We start from the raw sequence: 16,130 nt of genomic DNA on the forward strand, positions 1-16,130 counted from the left end.
GGGCCCGCCGGTGCTCGTGGGCCGGCCGCCGCTCGTGGGCCCGCCGGCGGTCCTCCCGCCGCCCGTCGCCCTCGCGCCTCCGGAGCCTCCGGCGTCACCTGCGCCCGTCGCCTCACCCGTGCCCCCCGCGCTCTCGCCGCCCCTCGCGCCGCCCGCGCCCTCTCCCCCTCCCTCTCCCGGGAACGCGCCCGTCACCGACGCCGACCGCCTGGCGGGGACCGTCGCGGGCCAGGGGCGCCCGCACCCCGGACGCGCCCCCGGGCCGTCCGAGAACCCCTACGGGGCGGACCCGGACCCCTACGGGCCCCCCGGCCCCTACGGGTCCCCGACCCCCGGCACGGCCGCCGATCTCGAACCCGAACCCGCCTGGACCCCGGCCCGGCTCGTTCCTGAGCGTCCCGCAGGGCCCGCGCCCGCCCGAGCCAACGGCGGCAACGGCCGGACCGCACCAGACGAGGAGCCCGTGATGCGGGTCCTGCCCCTGGGCACCGGCATGACCCTCACCGGCCTGGGGCTGGGCTTCCTCGCCCTGCGCCTGCGGCGTCGCTGACGGGCGTGCCCGCTCGACCGCCCGCTTGCCCTCCCGCTCGCAGGCCGGGCGCGAGCGCGCCGGCGCAACCCGGTGGATCAGACGCGTACGGGGGCATCACCAGGGGGAAATCATCTGTGCGAGAGAATGGCGGCATGGATATGCCGAGGAACGAACGGTCGCAGGAGAGCCCGCACATCCTGGTCGTAGGCCCGGACGGCATGGCTCTCGGCAGCACCAGCCCCGGCGGCGGGGCGGGTGACGACGAGTCGCGCGAGGTCCCCGTGACGGAGCAGGTCGAACAGCCCGCGAAGGTCATGCGCATCGGCAGCATGATCAAGCAGCTGCTGGAGGAAGTACGCGCGGCGCCTCTGGACGAGGCGAGCCGGGTGCGGCTCAAGGAGATCCACCACAGCTCCGTCAAGGAACTGGAAGACGGGCTCGCCCCCGAGCTCGTGGAGGAACTGGAGCGCCTGTCGCTCCCGTTCACCGACGACACCATCCCCACCGAGGCCGAACTCCGCATCGCCCAGGCCCAGCTGGTCGGCTGGCTGGAGGGCCTCTTCCACGGCATCCAGACGGCGCTGTTCGCCCAGCAGATGGCCGCCCGCGCCCAGTTGGAGCAGATGCGCCGCGCCCTCCCGGCCGGCACCGGCGACGACGAGGGCGAAGGCGGCCGCCCGCAGCAGGGGGCACGCTCGGGCCCCTACCTGTAACCCGTAGGGCCCCGTAACCCGTAGGGGACCTGCAACCCGTAGGGGATCTGCACCCCCTAGGGAACCCGTAACCCTAAGAGGACGCCGGAGTCCTGCCGCCTGCCTGATCAGGCGTCAGGACGCCGGGTCGCCCGTCGAGACCGTGATGACGATCGTGGTGGTCTTCGGGTCGAAGGGATCCCCCTTTTGAGGGTTCTGCATCACGACCGTCCCCTTGCCGAAGACGTTCTCGTTCTGCTTGTCCTCGCGGTACTTCCAGCCCGCGTCCGTGAAGCACTGCTTCACCGATTCGACGGTGACGAAGGTGACCTCCGGCATGCTGGTCTTCGTCTTGTCCAGGAAGCTGGGGCGCGCCTGCGTGCACTTCGTGGGGTCTATGACCTTCGACTTGTCGCCGTCGACGTGCTTGTTGCCCACGCCGCCCCCGGTGCCGCCGCTCGCCGACCCGTTGGTGCCGCCCCCGGACGAGCCGCCGGAGGTGCCGCCCACCGGGGCCGCGGACTGCGAGTTCCGGACGACGGGCCGGTCCGCCTTGGCCGGCTCCTCGTCGTCGCCGTTGTTCTTGAGGACGACGACGGCGATCACGGCGACGACCGCCAGCGCGGCGACGATGGCCGAGCCGATGATGACCGGCTTGTTGTTCCTGCCGCCGCCGGAAGCGGGGGCGGAGGGCGTGTGCAGGCCGCCGGGCGGGGGCGTGTGGGCGCCCTGGTACGGCGGGGGCGTCTGGTACGCCGGGGCCGGGGCGGGAGCGGGGGTCGGGGCCGGCGTCGGGTAGCCGGACGAGGGGTACCCCCCGTAGGGGTTCTGCTGATGCGGCGCCTGGTAGGGCGTCTGGACGGACTGCATGCCCGGGCCGGGCACCGCCTGCTGGTCCACCGGCGGGAAGACCGCCGAGGAGACCCCCGCGCCGCTCCCCGGTGCCGGCGCGTCCCCGGCGATCACCGGCGAGCCCGCCGTCCGCGCCGTACCGGCCACCCGCGCGCACTCGTCCCGCATGGCGGCGGCGCTGGGGAAGCGCTCGTTCGGGTTCTTCTTCAGCGCCCGCGCCACCAGGGCGTCCACCGCCGGCGGGATCGAGCGGTTGATCGTGGAGGGCGCGACCGGCTCCTCCTGGACGTGCGCGTACGCGATGGCCAGCGGCGAGTCCGCGTCGAAGGGCAGCCGGCCGGTCAGCAGCTCGAAGAGCATGATGCCGACCGAATACAGGTCGGAGCGGGCGTCCACGCCGCGGCCCAGCGCCTGCTCGGGGGAGAGGTACTGCGGGGTGCCGACGACCATGCCCGTCTGCGTCATCGAGGTGACCCCCGACTGCATGGCCCGGGCGATGCCGAAGTCCATGACCTTGACCACATCACGCTTGGTCATCATCACGTTGCCGGGCTTGATGTCCCGGTGGACCAGGCCCATCTCGTGGCTGACCTCGAGCGCGGCCAGCACGTCGGCGGTGATCTTCAGCGCCTTCTCGGCGGGCATCGCGCCGTACCGTGCCACGTCCTCGTCGAGGACGGAACGCAGCGGTTTGCCCTCGATGTACTCCATGACGATGTACGGCATCGTCGTGCCGTCGAGGTCGTCCTCGCCGGTGTCGAAGACGGAGACGATGTTGGTGTGCGTGAGCTTGGCCACGGCCTGGGCCTCGCGGCGGAACCGCTCGCGGAAGGACGACTCCCGGCCGAGTTCCGTGTGGAGGGTCTTGACGGCGACCTGGCGGTCGAGCACGGAGTCGTACGCGAGGTGCACGGAGGCCATGCCGCCCTCGCCGAGCAGGTCGCGCAGCTGGTAGCGGCCGCCGCCGACGGCCCGTCCCGCGTAGCGGCCCTGTGCGCCGTCCTGGCTCATGGTGTTGCTTCCCCCTCGGCGCCGACCGGCGTCGGGTCGGTGACGCGACACCCGGGCCGGGCCCGGCTCATAGGTTGGATCCGGCCGGATCCCATCCGGCCGGACACGTATCCCGGCCAAGTGTGCCGCAGGCCAGGGGCACGTCAAGCCGCGTGCCCGTTCCGTGACCGGATGCGCGACAAGCCGTCACGGAATTTGCCTTGCCCGGCCCGCTGCGGGTTTGATTGCCCGTCCATCCCCGACCGGCGCGCGTCGCGGAACCTGTAGCGTGCCTTATCGGAAGACTGCATTGCTCCGCGTACGGCTCAGCAGCGTGAGCACTGCCCCAAGGCTTGGCCCCCGCGAGCGGCCAGACACGACGGCGAGGACTGATGGCACAGACGCAGAGCGCCCAGGGTCCGTCCGACCCTGACGCCAACGGGGGCGGAATGCCCGATGTGCCGGAAATGTGGGGTAATGGCGGCATGGTCGGCGACGGCCGCTACCGCCTCACCCACCGGCTGGGCCGCGGCGGCATGGCCGAGGTCTTCGCCGCCGAGGACGTGCGCCTCGGCCGCACCGTGGCCGTCAAGCTGCTCCGCGCCGACCTGGCCGAGGACCCGGTCTCCAAGGCCCGCTTCACCCGCGAGGCACAGTCCGTCGCCGGGCTGAACCACCACGCCGTCGTGGCCGTCTACGACTCCGGCGAGGACATCGTCGGCCGCCAGACCGTGCCGTACATCGTCATGGAACTGGTTGAAGGCCGCACCATCCGCGACCTGTTGCTCACCTCGGAGGCGCCGCCGCCCGAGCAGGCGCTCATCATCGTCTCCGGCGTGCTGGATGCGCTCGCGTACAGCCACCAGCACGGCATCGTGCACCGCGACATCAAGCCCGCCAACGTCATCATCACCAACAACGGTGCCGTCAAGGTGATGGACTTCGGCATCGCGCGCGCCCTGCACGGCGCCGCCTCCACCATGACCCAGACCGGCATGGTCATGGGCACCCCGCAGTACCTGTCGCCCGAGCAGGCCCTCGGCAAGACCGTCGACGCCCGCTCCGACCTCTACGCGACCGGCTGCATGCTGTACGAACTGCTGTCGCTGCGGCCGCCGTTCACCGGGGAGACGCCGCTCTCGGTCGTCTACCAGCACGTCCAGGACAACCCGATCCCGCCGTCCCAGGTGCTGGACTCCGTCCCGCCGGAGCTCGACGGGCTCGTCATGCGCTCCCTGGCCAAGGACCCGGACGACCGGTTCCAGAGCGCCGAGGAGATGCGCTCGCTGGTCCAGTACAGCCTCCAGATGCTGCACGAGGCCGGCGGCCACACCGGCGCCTGGGACACCGGCCAGGTGCCCGCCGCCGCGGCCACCCAGGTCATGGGCGGCGTCGGGCTGGGCCAGACCACCGCCATGCCGCACCCGCAGCACGGCCAGACCTCCCCGCAGCGGATCCTGCCGGAGGGCGTGGGCGGGACGGGCGGCGACGATTACGAGCCGGGCGGGCACGGGCGGGGCGGCGGGAGCAACCGCGGCAAGCTGATCGCCATCGTGGCGTTGGTGGCGGCGGTGGTGGTCGCTGTCGCGGCGTACGCGGCGGTGAACAAGGACAAGGGCAGCAAGGGCGCGGACACCGACCCCACCAAGAAGCCGAGCCACTCGTCGTCCTCCAGTGCCGACCCCTCGAAGTCGGCGACGCCGAAGAAGGACGAGAAGTCGTCCGAGCCCGACACCGGGACCGGCACGACGGGTGACACCTCGGACGAGAACGACAACTACAGCGGTACCGGCGGAACACGGCACAGGTACACGAACCCGCCCACCGAGCAGCCGTCCAAGGACCCGTCGAACGACCCGACGACCAAGCCGACCGACGACGGCAAGGGCACCACGTCCAAGGGCACCAGCGAGGGCACCGGCAACAACCCGACCACCGACCCTGGCACGACCAACAACCCGGGCACGACGAACAACCCGGGGACGACCAACAACCCGGGTACCACCAACAACCCGGGGACGGCGAACAACCCGGGTTCGGCGAACAACCCCGGTAACACCACAGAGGGCAACACGACCCCCTGACGGCCGCCACGAGGCGGGGCTCCGGCCCCGCCTCGTCCCGTATCCGGGGGCATATCCGGGGGGCTCTTCGCCTCAGTCCGTGAACGCGTCCCGTACGTCCTCGTACGCGCCCGTCCACCACACCGCCAGGGCCGCCGACGCGGGGAAGCCGGGGTCGGCGCGGTGGTCGCCGAGCTGGTAGCGCCAGCGGAGCATCCAGAAGTCGTTGAGGCGCTCCCACCACACGCGGTGCACGGCTGCCGCGAGCTCCTCGGGGCCGGCGCCGGTGGTGCGCCGGTAGGCGCGGGCGTACGGCCGTATCTTCGCGAAGTCGAGGGTGCCGTCGGGGCGCAGGAAGAAGATCACGGCGGCGCGGACGGCTTCCTCCGCGCGCGGGCGGACGCCGAGGCGGTCCCAGTCGACGATCGCGGCGGGCTCGGCGTCCCGGTACAGCAGGTTGAGCGGGTGGAAGTCGCCGTGCACCCAGCCGCGCGCCGGGGTCGCGGCCGGGGGCGGGCGGCGGTGGGCGTGCCGCTCCAGCAGGACCCGGCGTTCGACGAGGCGGTGTTCGGCGAGTTCGTCGAAGGAGTCGCGCGGGTGGCGGCGGACCAGGACCAGCAGCTCCTCGATGAGCGCGTACGTGTCCTCGGGGTCGGCCGCCACGTCCAGCGTGTCAGGGGCATCGAGGGAACGAGCGGCGTCAGGGGCGCGCTCCGGACCCCTCAGGTCGCCCTGAAGCCCCTCAGGGGCGCTCTCCGGGCTCCAGCGCGCCGTCGGCTCCGCCGTACTGCCCCACGGGCCCGTGGAGCGCCGTCCGGCGGCCCCACGGCGTACGCCGGCGGCTCCCGGACGCGTCGCCGTCAGGCGGCCACGTGGCTCCGTGCCGAGGTCGGGGCCCGCGCCCACGCTCGTCAACGCGCCGGCCTCCGCCTCCCGGGAGGCTCCCCGGAAGGCGCCGCTCCCCGCGCCCGCCCGCGAGGCGCCGGCCACTCGTCCGCCCGGCGTCCGGGCCCCCGCTCCCGCCTGCGTCTCCGCCGGCCCCGCGACCTCCCGCATCACCGTCTCCAGGCTCACGTGCACGGTGCCGAGCAGCGCGCCCAGGCCGCGCGACTGGGCCGTGGTGAGTTCCCCGCCGTCGCGGTGCCGGCCCTCGACCCAGGGGTGCAGGGCGTAGCAGCGGCCGCCGAGGACGGCCACGGTCGAGCCGTCCTCCGCCGCCACCGGCGGGGCGACCGGCAGGCCGAGGGCGCCGAGCCGCTGGGTGGCGGCGTGCTGCCGGGCGATGGCGGCCCGGTCGCCGTCCAGGTGGTGCTTGAGGAAGAAGTGGCCCCTGCTGGTGGAGAGGCGGTAGCCGTGGTTGAGCAGGCCCTCGGTGAGCGGTTCGCAGGCCAGCGGCTCGCCGGCGTGCCGGTAGCGGCGTAGCAGGGTGCGCAGGGTGCCGCCGTCGGGAGGTGCGACAGGGGGGACAAGTGAGCGCGGCACGCCCCAAATGTTAGTTCACGACGAGTGCGCGGCCTGTCGCGCGGGTACGCCTTCGAGGTGGTGCAGGGTGATGAACTGCGGTTCTATGCACAGGTATTCGGGAAGGAAGGGCGCGTTGTCCGCCACCCGGGGGGCCGGGCCGAACCGCAGCAGCTCCGCCGCTCCCGGGGTGAACCGGCGTGCGGTACCGACGAATTGGACGTGCCAGACGTCCTCGTCGCCTTCCTCCCGCCCGCCGAAGTTGTCGGCGTTGTAGGCGATGACGCTGCCGTCGCATGCCCGGCTGTAGCCGTAGCCGCCGTGCAGCCGCACCAGCACCCGTCCGTCGGACACGATGTGCCGGGTGGTGATGACGAACGGGAGGGCGCGCAGGGTCACCGAGAGGTGCCCGTAGGGGGCGCGTGCGAGCAGGTCGAGCGCTCGCTGTTCGTCTGTGGCCGGCGGGGCGGCCGGCGGTACCGGTGCAGGCATGCGCCTTACTCTGCACCGTCACGCCCGGTGCACGTAGAGCCACCCGCCCCGTCGCGGACGGGACGTTGGTCCCTAAACGGGCACCTCGGCCTTCGGGGGCCTCAGGGGTCCACCCCCGCTCCCCTCAGTGCTTCTGCGCCTGCAGACGCGCGACGTAGGCGGCGGCCTGCGAACGCCGTTCCATCCCCAGCTTGGAGAGCAGGCTGGAGACGTAGTTCTTGATGGTCTTCTCCGCCAGGTGCAGCCGCTCGCCGATCACGCGGTTTGTCAGCCCCTCCCCGATCAGGTCCAGGATCCGCCGTTCCTGTTCCGTCAGCGAGGCCAGCCGGTCGTCGCCGCGCGGGCTCTTGCCGTCGCGCAGCCGCTCCAGCACCCGGGCCGTCGCCACCGGGTCGAGCAGCGACTTCCCGGCCGCCACATCCCGCACGGCGGACAGCAGCTCATTGCCGCGAATCGCTTTCAGTACATAACCCGAGGCCCCGGCCATGATCGCGTCAAAAAGGGCCTCGTCGTCCGCGAACGACGTCAGCATCAGGCACTTGATTCCCGGATCGAGCGAACGAATCTCACGGCAGACTTCGACCCCGCTGCCATCCGGAAGCCGAACGTCCAGAACAGCGACGTCGGGCCGGGTGGCGGGAATGCGCACCAGTGCGTCCGCGGCGGTACCGGCCTCGCCGACGACCTCGATGTCGGCCTCCGTGGCGAGCATCTCGTGAACGCCGCGCCGCACGACTTCGTGGTCGTCGAGCAGAAATACCGTGATTTTTCCTTGTTCGCGCACAGTGTCAGTCTCACACATCGAGTCTTCCCCTGCTCTTGTCCTCCGGGATAACGTGCCGTCGTTCCGGCGGTAACCCTGCCTCGGCGGGGACGGCCCGCAAGGCTGTGACCAGTGCATTGGCGGCCCTTTCTCGATTTACTTGGAAATCCAAGCAAAATCGCAGGTCAGAGAGGGTTTCGCAGGAATGCGGAGTACTGGGTAACGTGCTTATTGCAGGCCATTCGGCGGGACACCTGTCACGCCCGGTTCGGCCTCGGCACACCCACCCCGTGTGCCGTCGGGAAGCGGGCGAGCATCCCCCAGCCCCACGGCGGGGGGACCCCCTACGGCAACCGGCGACCCCGGGGGCCGGACAGACGGAGGAGCACACGTGACCGTGGACAGCACCGCCGCGCGCAAGCCGCGGGGCGGCAAACGCGCCGGAGCGAAGAAGCCGGCCGCCGGGGCGGGCGAGCCCGAGCTCGTACAGCTGCTGACGCCCGAGGGCGAGCGGGTCGAGCACCCGGACTACGCCATCGACGTGACGCCCGAGGAACTGCGCGGCCTGTACCGCGACATGGTGCTGACCCGCCGCTTCGACGGCGAGGCGACCACCCTCCAGCGCCAGGGTGAACTGGGCCTGTGGGCCTCCCTGCTGGGCCAGGAGGCCGCCCAGATCGGCTCCGGCCGGGCCACCCGCGACGACGACTACGTCTTCCCGACCTACCGCGAGCACGGTGTCGCCTGGTGCCGGGGCGTGGACCCGACCAACCTCCTGGGGATGTTCCGCGGCGTCAACAACGGCGGCTGGGACCCCAACGAGAACAACTTCCACCTCTACACGATCGTCATCGGCTCGCAGGCGCTGCACGCCACCGGTTACGCCATGGGCATCACCAAGGACGGCGCCGACTCCGCCGTCATCGCCTACTTCGGCGACGGCGCGACCAGCCAGGGCGACGTGGCCGAGGCCTTCACCTTCGCCGCCGTCTACAACGCCCCCGTGGTCTTCTTCTGCCAGAACAACCAGTGGGCCATCTCCGAGCCCACCGAGAAGCAGACCCGCGTGCCCCTCTACCGCCGCGCCCAGGGCTACGGCTTCCCCGGCGTCCGCGTCGACGGCAACGACGTCCTGGCCTGCCTCGCCGTCACCCGGGCCGCGCTGGAGCGCGCCCGCACCGGCGAGGGCCCCACCTTCGTCGAGGCGTTCACCTACCGGATGGGCGCCCACACCACCTCCGACGACCCCACCCGCTACCGCCGCGACGAGGAGCGGGAGCTGTGGGAGGCCAAGGACCCGATCCTGCGCCTCCGCCGCCACCTGGAGCGCGAGGGCATCGCCGACGAGGAGTTCTTCGCCGCCCTGGAGACGGAGAGCGACGCGCTGGCCAAGCGCGTCCGCGAGACCGTGCGCGCCATGCCCGACCCGGAGAGCACGGCCATCTTCGAGAACATCTACGCGGACGGCCACGCGCTGGTCGACGAGGAACGCGAACAATTCATCGCCTACCAGGCTTCGTTCGCCGACGAGGAGAGCAAGTAATGGCCACCGAGAAGCTCTCCATCGTCAAGGCGATCAACGCCTCCCTGCGCACCGCCCTGGAGAACGACCCCAAGGTCATCGTCATGGGCGAGGACGTGGGCAAGCTCGGCGGCGTCTTCCGCGTCACCGACGGCCTCCAGAAGGACTTCGGCGAGGACCGGGTCATCGACACCCCGCTCGCCGAGTCCGGCATCGTCGGCACCGCCATCGGCCTGGCCCTGCGCGGCTACCGGCCGGTCGTGGAGATCCAGTTCGACGGGTTCGTGTTCCCCGCGTACGACCAGATCGTCACCCAGCTCGCCAAGATGCACGCCCGCGCGCTCGGCAAGATCAAGCTGCCGGTCGTCGTACGCATCCCCTACGGGGGCGCCATCGGGGCCGTCGAGCACCACAGCGAGTCCCCCGAGTCGCTGTTCGCCCACGTCGCCGGTCTGAAGATCGTGTCGCCGTCGAACGCGTCCGACGCGTACTGGATGCTCCAGCAGGCCATCCAGAGCGACGACCCGGTGATCTACTTCGAGCCCAAGCGCCGCTACCACGACCGCTCCGAGCTCGACACCGAGGCGATCCCCGGCCCGCTGCACACCGCCCGTACGGTGCGCCCCGGCACGGACCTGACGCTGGCCGCCTACGGGCCGATGGTCAAGACCTGTCTGGAGGCGGCCGCGGCCGCCGCCGAGGAGGGCAGGAACCTGGAGGTGCTCGACCTGCGGTCGCTCTCCCCGATCGACTTCGACGCCATCCAGGCGTCCGTGGAGCGCACCCGCCGACTCGTCGTCGTCCACGAGGCCCCGGTCTTCTTCGGCTCCGGCGCCGAGATCGCGGCCCGGATCACCGAGCGCTGCTTCTACCACCTGGAGGCCCCCGTCCTGCGGGTCGGCGGCTACCACGCCCCCTACCCCCCGTCGCGGCTGGAGGACGAGTACCTTCCGGGACTGGACCGGGTGCTCGACGCCGTAGACCGCGCGCTTGCGTACTGAGGGCTGAGGAGAGTCGTGACGATGACTGCGAGCACAGCGAGCGACCAGCGCTTCCGCGAGTTCAAGATGCCCGACGTGGGCGAGGGTCTCACCGAGGCCGAGATCCTCAAGTGGTACGTGGCCGTAGGGGACACCGTCTCCGACGGCCAGGTGGTCTGCGAGGTCGAGACCGCCAAGGCCGCCGTCGAACTGCCCATCCCCTTCGACGGCGTGGTGCACGAGCTGCGCTTCGAGGAGGGCGTGACGGTCGACGTCGGCACCGCGATCATCTCGGTCGACACCCGGCCCGGTGAGGGGCCCGCCACCGCGACCGGCGACGTGATCGACCCGACCGCCGCCGGTGCCCCGGCCGAGCCCGCCGCGCACGCCGAGACGGCGGCCGCGCCGGAGGGCGAGGGCCAGGGACAGGGCCGGCAGGCCGTCCTCGTGGGCTACGGCGCCGCGCCGTCGTCCACCAAGCGGCGGCCGCGCAAGGCCCGTCCGGAGGCGTCGACGGTCGGCGCGGCGGTCCAGGCGGAGCTGAACGGGCACGCGGCCCCCGCCGTGGCCCCGGCGGCCCCCGCCGCCCCCGCCGCACCCATAACTCCTCCGGCCCCTCCGGTGACCGGCGCCCCCGCCGCCGCGGGGAGCGCCCGTCCGCTGGCCAAGCCGCCCGTCCGCAAGCTGGCCAAGGACCTCGGCATCGACCTGGCGGCCGTCAGCCCGACCGGCCCCGACGGCGTGGTGACCCGCGAGGACGTGCACGCCGCCCACCAGGCGAGCGTGGCCCCGGCGGCGGTCCCGGCCGAGGCTCCCACCGCCGCGGCCCCGGCCCCCGCCGGCGCGTGGGCCGCCCGGGAGACGCGCATCCCGGTCAAGGGCGTCCGCAAGGCCACCGCCCAGGCCATGGTGGCCAGCGCCTTCACCGCGCCGCACGTCACGGAGTTCGTCACCGTCGACGTCACCCGCACGATGAAGCTCGTCCAGCGGTTGAAGGACGACCCCGACATGGCCGGGCTGCGGGTCAACCCGCTGCTGCTGGTGGCCAAGGCGTTCCTGGTGGCCATCCGGCGGAACCCGGACATCAACGCCTCCTGGGACGAGGAGAACCAGGAGATCGTCCGCAAGGACTACGTCAACCTGGGCATCGCCGCGGCGACGCCGCGCGGGCTGATCGTGCCCAACATCAAGGAGGCGCAGGCCAAGACGCTCCCCGAGCTGTCGCGGGCGCTCTCCGACCTGGTGAGCACGGCGCGCGAGGGGAAGACCAGCCCGGCGGAGATGTCCGGCGGCACGGTCACGATCACCAACGTCGGCGTGTTCGGCGTGGACACCGGGACGCCCATCCTCAACCCGGGCGAGTCGGCGATCCTGGCCTTCGGCGCGATCAAGCTCCAGCCGTGGGTGCACAAGGGCAAGGTCAAACCCCGGCACGTCACCACGCTGGCGCTCTCCTTCGACCACCGCCTGGTGGACGGGGAGCTCGGGTCGCGGGTGCTGGCCGACATCGCGGCCGTCCTGGAACACCCGAAGCGGCTGCTCACCTGGGGCTGACGGCGAACGGCCCACTGAATGGCCGGAACGGCCAAAAGGGCCCGGACGCGCCCACTCCTCACCCCCCTCCGGTGAGGAGCGAGCGGCGTCCGGGCCCTCCGTTTTCATGGCAGAGCGGCCTCGAGCCATTCCATTGGCAGGGTGGAATGGCCCGTGTGGGGCAATTTACTTAAGATTGACCGACACTTGCAGTGTCGGAATGGGAGGCTCCCCGTGGCGGGTGCGAGTGCGGGCGGGGGGATGTCGAACGGGGGGACGTCGAACGGCGGGATACCGGACCCGGCGGAGGACGGCGAGTCCATCAGCCGTCTGCTCCGGGCCTGGCGGGCCCGGGTCGACGCGCGGACCGTCCCCGAGCTGCGCGGCGTCCACCCCCGGCCGGGCCGGCTGCTGTCGCAGCGCCACGTCGCCCGGCTCACCGGCGTCAGCGAGGGCTGGTACCGCGCCCTGGAGGCCGGCCGCCGCCAGGACTTCTCCGAGAGCTTCCTGCTCCGGGTCGCCGCCGCGCTGCGGCTGAGCGAGGCCGAGACGCTGACCCTCTTCCTCGCCGTCTGCGGCCGCCGCCCGCCCGGCTCCCCGTGCCCGGCCGGCGAGCTCCCCCAGGGCGTCAAGGACCTGCTCGTCCAGCAGACGACGTACCCCGCCTACCTCTCCGACAACGCCTGGAACGTCGTCGCCTCCAACCGCCTGATGGGCGAGTGGTTCCCCTGGGTGCTCCGCCCGGGGGCCAACCTGATGCGGTGGGCCCTGTTGCACCCCGAGGCCCGCGAGCAGATGCTCGACTGGGGGAACAGCTGCGCCCGCGCCTACCTGGCCATGCTCCGCGTAGCCGCCAACAGCAACCCGGCCGACGCCGGGCTGCGGGCCCTGGTCCGCGAGGTGCTGGACTCCGACGCGGACTGCCGCCGCATCTGGGCCGAGGAGCACGACGTCGTCGAGCACCGCGACGGCCACGTCTTCCGGCTGCGGCTGCCGTACCACGGCTACGCCGAGATCCGGGTGACGAGTCATGTCCTGCTGCCGATACAACGCCCCGACCTGCGCTTCGTCTTCATCACCCCGCTGGCCGACTGAGCGCGGTGCCCCCGCCCGCCGGCGTCCACCCGCGTCCGCCGCACCGGTGCGGACCGGCCCCGCCGCGGTCCGTACCACGACCCGTCCGGATCGCGGACAGCCCCTCATCAAGCATCTGTCTTGTATCTATGCTGTGTGCATGCCTGCCACCCCCTCTCCCCCCTCCCTGTCACCCGCCAAGGCACCCGCCGGCCGGCCCGCCGCGGCCGACCGCGTCTACGCACACGTCAAGGACGGCGTCCTGCACCGGCGGTACGCCGGCGGGACGCTGCTCACGGAGGGCGGGCTGGCGGAGGCCGTAGGGGTCTCCAGGACACCCGTCCGCGAGGCGCTGCTGCGCCTGGAGGGTGAGGGACTGCTCAAGCTCTACCCGAAGAAGGGGGCGCTCGTGCTGGCCGTGTCCGCACAGGAGATCGCGGATGTGGTGGAGACCCGGCTGCTGGTGGAGAAGCACGCGGCGGCCAAGGCCGTACCCGCCCCGCCGGCCCTCATCACCCGGTTGGAGGAACTGCTCGCGGACATGCGTCGGCAGGCCGCCGAGGGCGACCTCGCCGCCGTCTCGGTCAGCGACCGCGCCTTCCACGCGGAGATCGTCCGCAGCGCCGGGAACCAGATCCTGTCCCGCCTCTACGACCAGCTGCGCGACCGCCAGCTGCGGATGGGCGTCGCCGCGATGCACGCCCACCCGGACCGCATCGCCAAGAACATCGCCGAGCACGCCGAGATCCTGGAGGCCCTCCGGGCCGGGGACGCGCCCGCGGCCGTCGCCGTCGTCGACCGGCACGTCGGCTGGGTGCGCACGCTCGCCCAGGGGAACGAGCGATGACCGCCCCCTGTCAGGGCCTGCCCGGGGACCCGCCGGGCGGCCGGCGGGCGGCGGCGGTCTGGGCGGTCGGGGTCGGCGTCTACTTCGTCGCCATCGTCTTCCGGACCAGCCTCGGCGTGGCCGGGATCGACGCGGCCGAGCGGTTCCACGTCAACGCCTCGGCCCTGTCGACGTTCTCCATACTCCAGTTGCTCGTCTACGCGGGCATGCAGATACCCGTCGGCCTGCTGGTCGACCGCATGGGCACCAAGAAGGTGCTCGCCCTCGGCACCGTCCTGTTCACCGCCGGGCAGCTGGGCTTCGCGCTCTCCCACTCCTACGGGACGGCCCTGGCCGCCCGCGCCCTCCTCGGCTGCGGCGACGCGATGACGTTCATCAGCGTCCTGCGGCTCGGCGCCCGCTGGTTCCCCGCCCGGCACGGGCCGATGGTCGCCCAGGTGGCGGCGCTGTTCGGAATGGCAGGCAACCTCGTCTCGACCCTCGTCCTCGCCCCGCTGCTGCACTCCCGCGGCTGGACCTCGACGTTCGGGGGCAGCGCGGCGGCCGGCGTCGTCGTCCTCGTCCTGCTCCTGGTCTTCCTCCGGGACCACCCGGAGGGGTACGAGCCGGAGCCCGCCCCGCACCCCGGCGCCGGCTACGTCCGGCAGCAGATCACCCGCGCCTGGCGGGAGCCCGGCACCCGGCTGGGCATGTGGGTGCACTTCACCACCCAGTTCCCGGCCATCGTCTTCCTGCTGCTGTGGGGCATGCCGTTCCTCGTCGAGGCCGAGGGGCTGAGCCGGGAGACCGCGGGCCGGCTGCTCACCCTCGTCGTCCTGGTGAACATGGCCGTCGGCCTGGTGTACGGCCAGATCGTCGCCCGGCACCACGCCGCCCGGCTGCCGCTCGCCCTCGGCACGATCGGCGCGACCGCGCTCCTCTGGGCGGCCACCCTGGCCTGGCCGGGGACGCACGCCCCGATGTGGTTGCTGATCACCCTGTGCGCGGTGCTCGGCGCCTGCGGCCCGGCCTCCATGATCGGCTTCGACTTCGCCCGGCCGGCCAACCCGCCGGCGCGGCAGGGCACGGCGTCCGGCATCGTCAACATGGGCGGCTTCACCGCGTCCATCACCACGCTGCTGGCCATCGGCGTCGTCCTCGACGCGACCGGGGACGACTACCGGGCCGCCTTCGCCGCCTTCTTCGTCGTCCAGGCGGTGGGCCTGGCCCAGATCCTGCGGCTGCGCGAACGGGCCCGGCGGCGGGAGCGGGAACGGGTGGTGGCGTCGCGGGTGGAGACGGTGCACGTACCGGTGTGACGGGCGGGCCTTGTACGGCCCCCTACGGCGTTCCCCCTAGGGCGTCCCCATTAGGGCGTCCCCATTAGGGCGTCCCCATTAGGGCGTCCCCATTAGGGCGTTCCCCCTACGGCGTCCCCCCCCTACGGCGTCCCCCCTACGGCGTCACCGCGAACCCCCGCAGGATCGCCTCCGCCAGCCGCGGATCGCCCTCCGCCGTCACCCGGTCCGCCACCCCCTCCGGCCGCACCCGCCCGCAGGCCAGCCGGAGGTACGTCTCCCAGTCCATGGCGAGCGTCACGGCGGGGCCGAGCGACACACTGGAGTCGAGCGTGCCCCGCCCCGCCGCGTCGACGCGGACGGTCCGCAGGAACTCCACCGGCCCGTGCACGTCCACCACCACCGCGCTGCCGGGCGGCGCCCCCGCGTCCTTGGCCACCACCTTCGGCAGTCCGGACAGCAGCAGGTCACGCGCGACCAGGGCGCCCGGCGCGTCCAGGTTGCCCGGCACGCCCAGCGCCCGCCGCAGGTCCTGCTCGTGCACCCACACGTCGAACGCCCGGATGTTCAGCTGCTGTTCGAGCGTCCGCTCCGGTCCCGCGCCCAGCGGCCAGCGCACCGGCGCGAGCGGCGAGCGCGTCTCGTTCCGCAGCTGCCGCGACCGCCGGATGATCGTCAACTCCAGCTCGGACGTCATCTCCAGCGCCGTGTGGCAGCGCCGCACGTCGACCTGCACCTCCACGTACCGCGAGAACTCGTCGGTGACGTGGAACAGGTCCCGGGGGAGCGTGTGGATCGGCCGGGGCTCGCCCAGCATCTCGCTCTCCACCCCGATGACGTGCGAGACGACGTCCCGCACCGACCACCCCGGGCACTCCGTGGGCCGGTTCCAGTCGCCCTCGGCGAGCGGTTTCACCAACTCGTTGATCGCTTCGATGGAATGGGTCCAGGCGTCGATGGCGGGCTGCAGACTGGGGTGGACGGTCACGTGATCCCTCGTGCGGTGCGTGCGTTCGGCGGCATGGTTACGGGGCAAGTGCTGTCTGGGTCTC

General features: G+C 72.4%; 13 protein-coding genes and 1 pseudogene. 9 read left to right on the forward strand and 5 right to left on the reverse strand.

Annotated elements, in window-relative coordinates; translation table 11 throughout:
• Window positions 1–550 (forward strand): annotated as a pseudogene (locus tag JNW98_RS00635) (hypothetical protein); the annotation flags it as partial.
• A 134-nt stretch (window positions 551–684) separates the two neighbouring features.
• Complete coding sequence (locus tag JNW98_RS00640) at window positions 685–1,245, forward strand: bacterial proteasome activator family protein (protein ID WP_308015427.1); 561 nt, start codon at window positions 685–687, stop codon at window positions 1,243–1,245.
• A gap of 114 nt (window positions 1,246–1,359) precedes the next feature.
• Here the strand turns inward: JNW98_RS00640 and JNW98_RS00645 are convergent, their stop codons facing one another.
• Complete coding sequence (locus tag JNW98_RS00645; RefSeq protein WP_223766049.1) at window positions 1,360–3,087, reverse strand: protein kinase domain-containing protein; 1,728 nt, start codon at window positions 3,085–3,087, stop codon at window positions 1,360–1,362.
• 371 nt (window positions 3,088–3,458) lie between these two features.
• Here JNW98_RS00645 and JNW98_RS00650 point away from each other — a divergent pair, with 371 nt between their 5' ends.
• Window positions 3,459–5,150, forward strand: a complete 1,692-nt coding sequence (locus JNW98_RS00650; protein WP_223766050.1) for a protein kinase domain-containing protein — start codon at window positions 3,459–3,461, stop codon at window positions 5,148–5,150.
• Between the two features lie 72 nt (window positions 5,151–5,222).
• On the opposite strand, the gene JNW98_RS00655 is transcribed toward JNW98_RS00650, so the two are convergent.
• From JNW98_RS00655 to JNW98_RS00665, 3 genes are all read right to left on the reverse strand, one after another.
• On the reverse strand, window positions 5,223–6,611 hold the full coding sequence (locus tag JNW98_RS00655; protein ID WP_223766051.1) for a phosphotransferase: 1,389 nt from the start codon (window positions 6,609–6,611) through the stop codon (window positions 5,223–5,225).
• 15 nt (window positions 6,612–6,626) lie between these two features.
• Window positions 6,627–7,082 (reverse strand): pyridoxamine 5'-phosphate oxidase family protein, encoded by a 456-nt coding sequence (locus JNW98_RS00660; protein ID WP_223766052.1) that lies wholly within the window; start codon window positions 7,080–7,082, stop codon window positions 6,627–6,629.
• 124 nt (window positions 7,083–7,206) lie between these two features.
• A complete protein-coding gene (locus JNW98_RS00665) occupies window positions 7,207–7,866 on the reverse strand; it encodes a response regulator (RefSeq protein ID WP_308015429.1) in 660 nt (219 codons plus the stop codon).
• 370 nt (window positions 7,867–8,236) lie between these two features.
• Here JNW98_RS00665 and pdhA point away from each other — a divergent pair, with 370 nt between their 5' ends.
• From pdhA to JNW98_RS00695, 6 genes are all read left to right on the forward strand, one after another.
• Window positions 8,237–9,388, forward strand: a complete 1,152-nt coding sequence (gene pdhA / locus JNW98_RS00670; protein ID WP_223766054.1) for a pyruvate dehydrogenase (acetyl-transferring) E1 component subunit alpha — start codon at window positions 8,237–8,239, stop codon at window positions 9,386–9,388.
• Complete coding sequence (locus tag JNW98_RS00675; protein WP_223766055.1) at window positions 9,388–10,368, forward strand: alpha-ketoacid dehydrogenase subunit beta; 981 nt, start codon at window positions 9,388–9,390, stop codon at window positions 10,366–10,368. Before pdhA ends, JNW98_RS00675 begins: the two co-directional genes overlap by 1 nt.
• Before the next feature lie 21 nt (window positions 10,369–10,389).
• Entirely contained in the window at window positions 10,390–11,901 is a 1,512-nt protein-coding gene (locus tag JNW98_RS00680) for a dihydrolipoamide acetyltransferase family protein (RefSeq protein WP_223766056.1), read from the forward strand.
• 213 nt (window positions 11,902–12,114) lie between these two features.
• Window positions 12,115–12,975 carry a helix-turn-helix transcriptional regulator gene (locus JNW98_RS00685; protein WP_223766057.1) on the forward strand — a complete coding sequence of 287 codons (861 nt, stop codon included), beginning with the start codon at window positions 12,115–12,117 and terminating at the stop codon, window positions 12,973–12,975.
• A 139-nt stretch (window positions 12,976–13,114) separates the two neighbouring features.
• On the forward strand, window positions 13,115–13,801 hold the full coding sequence (locus tag JNW98_RS00690) for a GntR family transcriptional regulator (protein ID WP_223766058.1): 687 nt from the start codon (window positions 13,115–13,117) through the stop codon (window positions 13,799–13,801).
• On the forward strand, window positions 13,798–15,099 hold the full coding sequence (locus JNW98_RS00695; RefSeq protein WP_223766059.1) for an MFS transporter: 1,302 nt from the start codon (window positions 13,798–13,800) through the stop codon (window positions 15,097–15,099). Before JNW98_RS00690 ends, JNW98_RS00695 begins: the two co-directional genes overlap by 4 nt.
• Window positions 15,100–15,235: 136 nt before the next feature.
• Here JNW98_RS00695 and JNW98_RS00700 read toward each other — a convergent pair whose 3' ends face one another.
• Window positions 15,236–16,066, reverse strand: a complete 831-nt coding sequence (locus tag JNW98_RS00700; protein WP_223766060.1) for a maleylpyruvate isomerase family mycothiol-dependent enzyme — start codon at window positions 16,064–16,066, stop codon at window positions 15,236–15,238.
• Window positions 16,067–16,130: the final 64 nt, after the last annotated feature.

Origin of the sequence: Streptomyces huiliensis (genome assembly GCF_020037025.1) — a bacterium.
Lineage (GTDB): Bacteria > Actinomycetota > Actinomycetes > Streptomycetales > Streptomycetaceae > Streptomyces > Streptomyces huiliensis.